The 5,552-nt window shown below is 64.7% G+C and carries 6 protein-coding genes; all 6 read right to left on the reverse strand.

Going from position 1 to position 5,552, the window contains the following annotated elements; genetic code table 11:
• The coding region (locus tag EN969_RS14610; RefSeq protein WP_127419205.1) for a flagellar hook-basal body complex protein at positions 1-393 on the reverse strand (393 nt) is incomplete at its 3' end.
• A gap of 79 nt (positions 394-472) precedes the next feature.
• Entirely contained in the window at positions 473-1,141 is a 669-nt protein-coding gene (locus EN969_RS14615) for a response regulator transcription factor (RefSeq protein ID WP_013529780.1), read from the reverse strand.
• A gap of 223 nt (positions 1,142-1,364) precedes the next feature.
• The gene (locus tag EN969_RS14620) at positions 1,365-1,952 is read right to left on the reverse strand and encodes a transglycosylase SLT domain-containing protein (RefSeq protein WP_063168924.1); all 588 of its coding nucleotides are present in this window, start codon (positions 1,950-1,952) and stop codon (positions 1,365-1,367) included.
• Entirely contained in the window at positions 1,882-3,258 is a 1,377-nt protein-coding gene (locus EN969_RS14625) for a flagellar hook-length control protein FliK (protein ID WP_063168923.1), read from the reverse strand. The genes EN969_RS14620 and EN969_RS14625 overlap by 71 nt, the downstream gene beginning before the upstream one ends.
• On the reverse strand, positions 3,255-4,637 hold the full coding sequence (locus tag EN969_RS14630) for a hypothetical protein (protein ID WP_063168922.1): 1,383 nt from the start codon (positions 4,635-4,637) through the stop codon (positions 3,255-3,257). Before EN969_RS14630 ends, EN969_RS14625 begins: the two co-directional genes overlap by 4 nt.
• Positions 4,634-5,552, reverse strand: a 919-nt coding sequence (locus EN969_RS14635; protein WP_127419206.1) for a MotB family protein, incomplete at its 5' end; no start/stop codon positions are given. The genes EN969_RS14630 and EN969_RS14635, both read right to left, overlap by 4 nt.

Raw genomic sequence — 5,552 nt, forward strand, 5'->3', positions numbered from 1 at the left:
GTTCTCGTAACTGTAGGCCATCAGCTGGAAGCCGGCCGAGTTGACAAGCCTGCCCTGACCGTCGGGAACGAAAGCGCCGGCTCGGGTCAGATAGGGGGTACCGCTCGGATCCTGAACGACAAAGAAGCCATCGCCGCTGACGGCAAGGTCGGAAACCGAGGTCGTGTACTGAAGCACGCCCGGATCGCTGACCGCCTGACGGATCGTCGTGGTGACGCCGCCGGAATTGTAGGCGCCGCCGGTCGACGGCATGACCAGCGTCGAAAATTCGGCGGAGGACCGCTTGTAACCCGTGGTATCTGAATTGGCGATGTTGTCGGCGACCGTCGACAGGCGGTTTGCCTGCGCGTTCATGCCGGAAACGCCGGTCCGCATCATTCCATAGAGGCTCATCGAAACGTCTCCGCTGTGTCCATGCTGCTGGCTGCGAGGCTACGCATGTTTTCTTGCGCGAGGCTGGCGCGGCGCTGCATCAGAAGACGAGCCGGTAGCCGAGGAAACGCTTGGAATCGATCGGGTCGGTGCCCAGCTTCTCGCGCAGCTTCTTGCGCAGTTTGCTGATGTGGCTTTCCACCACGTTCTCCTCGACCTCTTCGTCGAAGATGCCGTAGATGGCGTTGAAGACCTGGGTCTTGGTGACCCGGCGTCCGCGATTGCTCGCCAGATATTCGAGGATGCGGCGCTCGCGGCGCGGCAGGGGGAGGGGCTGACCGTCGATCTCGGGGTCGCGGCCGTCCATGAAGATGCGCATGGCGCCGATCTCGGTGTAGGCGACGTCTTCCTGGGCGCGGCGGCGGATCGCGGTGATGCGGGCCAGGATCTCACGAATATGGACGGGCTTGCGAATGACGTCATCGACGCCGCTCTCGAACAACCGCAGCGTGTTCTCCAGCGAATGCTGTTCGCTCAGCGCAATCACCGGGGCGCCGGTGCGGTCGCGGATCTGGCGCGGAGAGATGGAACCTTCGCGGCAATCGCCGATGAGGAAGGCCCTGACCGAGCGCAGATCGGTGTCGGCGGCCGAATTCACCCACTCACCGAATTCGCCGGATGCAAAGCCTGCACAGGCGATGCCCTCACGATCGAAAAGTGAATTGTATCCCTCTGTTACGAGCTCGCGCTCGTCAACGATCACAATCATCGGCCCCGCCTTCCGAATCGAATCATTTGCCCCGTGAAGAGAGGCCTATCCGCTGGCGAGAATCCTGAACAACCGTCATTTCTTGTAGCTAGTTTCTTGGGAGTCTGGAATCGTATCGGTTGCATTAGCGTGCAGCCAGATACGCATTCGGCGCCAAGTTTTGGCCAGGCCAGAACAACAATTCGGGGTTGTGTGTTAGGTCTATTAGTAATGGAAAATGCGCTTATGGGTTGCAGAATCCGCGGGCGTTCGCGGTCCATTTTCCAAAGCCGGTGGCGACCATGTTGGCAATGACACGGCAGACATAGATCTTCTGCGCCGGGTCATTGTCGGGGCCGGCATGATAGCGGGCCACGGCCATCGACCAGGTCTCGTGACGGGCATGAAGGCTGGCCAGGAAGCGCGCCGCATAGTCGACATTCTGACGTGGGTCGAGCATGTCCTCGACGCTGCGAAAATGCGATGCGTGGTAGTGGTGGTTGATCTGCATGCAGCCCAGATCGATCAGGGTCTTGCCCTCGCGCCGGGCATTGGCGAAGGCGGCAAGGGCCTCGGGCCGGCTTCTGGGAAAGACTGCTTTTCCCTCTATATTCAAAGCGTTGGGTTGAAGGCTGCCCTTGTTGCCGGTCTCCGTCAGGCCAACGGCATAAAGGATGCCGGCGGGAACGCCATAGCGGTCGGCGGCGCGCAGGATTTCCGGCTCGCAAGGGTTGGTCGTGGCTGCGGCAGCTGTTACCGCGCTAGATAAAGATATCGCCGCCAGCGCGCTCGCGAGAAGGCGAAGTGCCGCGGCCGTAGTCCTGCGCGTCATCGTTGCGGTTCCTTGAGGATTGCTGACCCGGTTGCTGGCCGCCGGCTCCACCATTGCCGCCGCCCGAATTCCCCGGTTGAAAGGATGCTGGATCGCGGCCTGTTGCCGCCGCCAACGGAGCGGTTGCATCCGTCCGGGTTGTAGCGGGAACTGCTACCGAAGGTTGCAGTATCGTGACCTTGTCAACCTCGAAGCCGAGCCCTCGCAGCGACTTGACGATGGCCTCGCTGTCGGCGGACAGCCGACGATAGGCATCGTGTGTTTCAGGCTTCAGCTCAATCGAAAGTTGTTCCCCGGAGAGGCGAAGATTGGCCGTCACCATGCCGAGTTCGGCAGGGTGAAGTTCGATCTTCAACACATGTGTCGGAACGGCAACAGAGCTGGCCAGATGGGTGGTCGTGGGTGAGGCTGAAAGCGCCTTTTGCGGCCCGGCGTCGGCGGCTATGGCGTTGATCACATTGAGGGCCGCCTGGCTGATGGGACCCTGCGGCGGCGCGGGGAAGCTCCGTTCCGACACCACGTCGATGCGCGCGGCGGACAGGGACTGTTTTCCCGCTTCGGGACGCATCGAGGACCGCACATCCTCGATGCTCCTCATCGCATTCGTGGTGGGCTTCGACGGCACGCCGGGCACATCGACAGCCGGCGCGTCCGACAGCTTCTGAGCCGCCGCTGTGACGTCGCGTTTTGGCGCGCTGGAGGCAGCGCTCGGCGACTGACCGTCAAGCGCCGTCAAAGGTCCGTCGACGATCGACGCCTGCTCCGGCTTCGACATGGTTTCGAGTGCTTCGCGTCCGCCCGACGATTTTGAGCGGTAGGTCTTTGGCAGTGCAGCCTGTCCGCCGAGCGCCGGGTCCGACGGATTCTCGCCGGTGGCCGCATTGCCCCCCGCTGCCTTGGCCGCTGTCGAGAAATGCCGCAGGTCATGAAACGCGATCAGCAGCGGCAGGTCGTCCTGAAGCGGCGCGGTATCCGACGCCGTCTGTTCGGCGTCGGCCTTGTGCGCCTTTGCTTCCAAATCGTCCTTGCCGGTTTTCACGCTTGCGCCTTTGGCCGAGGTGGTCCTTCCGGGCTCGGCCGATGCCGGTTCGACCTTGGCGCCATGCCCGGCGAGGCCGGCAGCGAGCTTGCTCCAGCGCCGGTCGCGCGATCCCGCCTCTGTCGACGCCTGCCGTTCCGGGCGGGCATCGTCGCGCAGCATTTTGCCGAAGCCGGCGTCATCGTTTCTGCCGTTCGCGGCAGGCTGCTCCGACGTCGCGCGCGTGGAGGCAAATCCTGGCAAGGCCGAGCCGAGGCTGGTGGTCATTTAGGGGCGGCTCCAAGCATCTGGTCGATCAGGTCGAGCTGTCGACGTGTTCTGGTCATGGCGGCGTCGGTCGGATCGGCGGGCTCTGGACCGGCGGCGGGCGAAGGTGCCGACGCCGGCACGACGGTCGCAGGCTCGGCGGATGTGGCTGCAACTGCCGCCGTGTCCGGCGCATTGGCGGCCGGTCCGCCGGAGGCCGCGGTGGCGGCGGGTTGCTCCGAGATGGCGCCTTCGACCGGTGGCAAGCCACTGTCATCGGCGTTTTGCGGCGTGGCGATCTCGGGAGCCGGAGGTTGCTCGGCCGCGACAGGGGCAGGCTTTTCCGCCGGAAGGGCGGTGGGCGGCGCGACGACCTCGCCGGCAATGGCCTGAGCGGCGTCGAGCAAGGCGCGGTCGCCCTCCGACAGCCGGCTGCGATCGATCTTGCCGAGCTTGGCACGAATGTCCTCGATTGTGCCCGAGGTGACGGTGGAAAGGCTGGCATAGAGCAGGGCGCGTGGATCGTCCTGATTGGTGTTGCCGTCACGGCCCTGCTCGGCCCGCGCCGAAGCGAAGGCCGAAAGGTCGTTCAGGCCGTCTATCGCGGCACGGCGGGCGATGCGCAGATAGATCACCTTCTCGCGCTCGGGATCCATCATCGAGGTGATGTCGCCCAGCTTGTCCTGGCTGATCGACATGTGCAGCGCGATGACGCCGGAGACAAAGGAGTCCGCGAACTGGCTGGCATAGGGCGAATAGAGGTAGCGCTCGACATACTGGGTGGAAGCAAGGGCGAAACGTGCCGCGTCGCCTTGCGCGACTGCAAGGCCGACCGAACGGCGAAGTGCCGCCTCCTCGACCAGCGTGCCGGGGCTGAGCAATCTTGCCTCGTCGAGCAGACCGAGTGCGGTCGCCGGTTGATCGCCGGCAAGCAGCGAGCCTTTGACCAAAGCGAGGAAGGCGCCGAGATCCGGAGGCAGCGCCATGGGATCGATCGGCCTCAAGGCTTCGATAGCCTTGCCGGGCCGGCCGTTGAGGTACTCAATCACGCCTTTGGCGATGGCAAGGCTTTGCGGGTCCGCCGTAGCGCGCGACGTGGCCGCTTCGACGGTCACCGGGTTGCCGCCGCTCATGCCGTAGACAAGCAGGGCCCGAAAATTCTTGGGATCCTTGTAGTCCTCGGCATTCGCCGCGCGCAGGCGCGTATCCGTCATCTCGAGCAGCTTGGCCTGCATCGGCAGGGCGGCATGATCCCCGGCGGCTATGCGGTCCTGGATGAGTTGCAGCGAGCGCACCAGCTGATACGGCTGCAGGGCCTCCTGGGCGAAACCAGTGGACGGGTGTCCGCCGGCCAGCAGCAACAGGCCAATCAACCGGCGGGTGACGGCCGCTCGCTTCATCCGCCGGTCGCCATCAGGATCTCGATGCGGCGGTTCGCGGCCGCCAATGGATCGGCTGCTATTTTCGGCTGGCGGTCCGCGAAACCGGCGACCTCGGTGATGCGGCGTTCGTCGACGCCGCCGCGCACGAGCATGTAGTACGCGGAATGCGCGCGCGCCGTCGACAGCCGCCAATTGTCGTAGCTGTCGCTGCGGAACGGCCGGGCATCGGTGTGGCCGTTGATGCTGATGGTGCCCTTCTGGCTGTTGACGATGCGGCCGATCTTCTCCATTGCCAGCACCAGTTCGCGTCTCGGCAACGCCGAGCCGACCTCGAACATGCCGAAGTCGAGCTGATCGGTGATCGAGATGACGACGCCCTTGTCGGTGGCTTCGACCGAGACGCCGTCGTGCAGCTTGTCGCCAGGCTTGAAAGCATCGGCCAACTGCCGCTTGACGTCGGCCGCTGCCTTCACGGCAGCAGCGGTTGGTGCCTTCTCCCCGATGTCGGGCTGGACGGCCTTTTGCGCCTCAGGCTCAGCCTTCGCTACCGCGGCCTTGGTGCCGTCCGATTTGGTCTCGCCGGCCAATGCCGTGGCAGGGTTCGCGGCCTGTTTACTGGTCGCGTCCTTTGCCAGTGGCTCGAGCGGTGCCGCGACAGGCGGCACGGCTTTGATTTTGAGCACCTGCGTTTCGGCGGTCTTGTCGCCGGGCTTGGCCGGATCGCCCTCGATCTTGGTGCGCTGGGCGCTGGCCTCGGCGCCGGGCGCCGCGACCTGCTGCGACCAGAAATCCGGCTCGAAAGGATCGCGGTAGGAGGCGCCACCGGAGGCGCCGGTAGCCGGGCCGGCAGCCTGCACGCCGCCATCGCCTTTCTGGCTGACATTCTGCATGACGCCGGTATCTGTGGCGATTTCCGAAAGCACGGCGTAGGGG

Source organism: Mesorhizobium sp. M7A.F.Ca.CA.003.01.2.1 (assembly GCF_003998945.1).
GTDB classification, from domain to species: Bacteria; Pseudomonadota; Alphaproteobacteria; order Rhizobiales; family Rhizobiaceae; genus Mesorhizobium; species Mesorhizobium ciceri.

Excerpts from the sequence above, each read along its gene's own strand:
- EN969_RS14625 (WP_063168923.1), bottom strand. The coding sequence starts at position 3,258 with ATGACCACCAGCCTCGGCTCGGCCTTGCCAGGATTTGCCTCCACGCGC.
- EN969_RS14630 (WP_063168922.1), bottom strand. The coding sequence starts at position 4,637 with ATGAAGCGAGCGGCCGTCACCCGCCGGTTGATTGGCCTGTTGCTGCTG.
- EN969_RS14620 (WP_063168924.1), bottom strand. The coding sequence starts at position 1,952 with ATGACGCGCAGGACTACGGCCGCGGCACTTCGCCTTCTCGCGAGCGCG.
- EN969_RS14615 (WP_013529780.1), bottom strand. The coding sequence starts at position 1,141 with ATGATTGTGATCGTTGACGAGCGCGAGCTCGTAACAGAGGGATACAAT.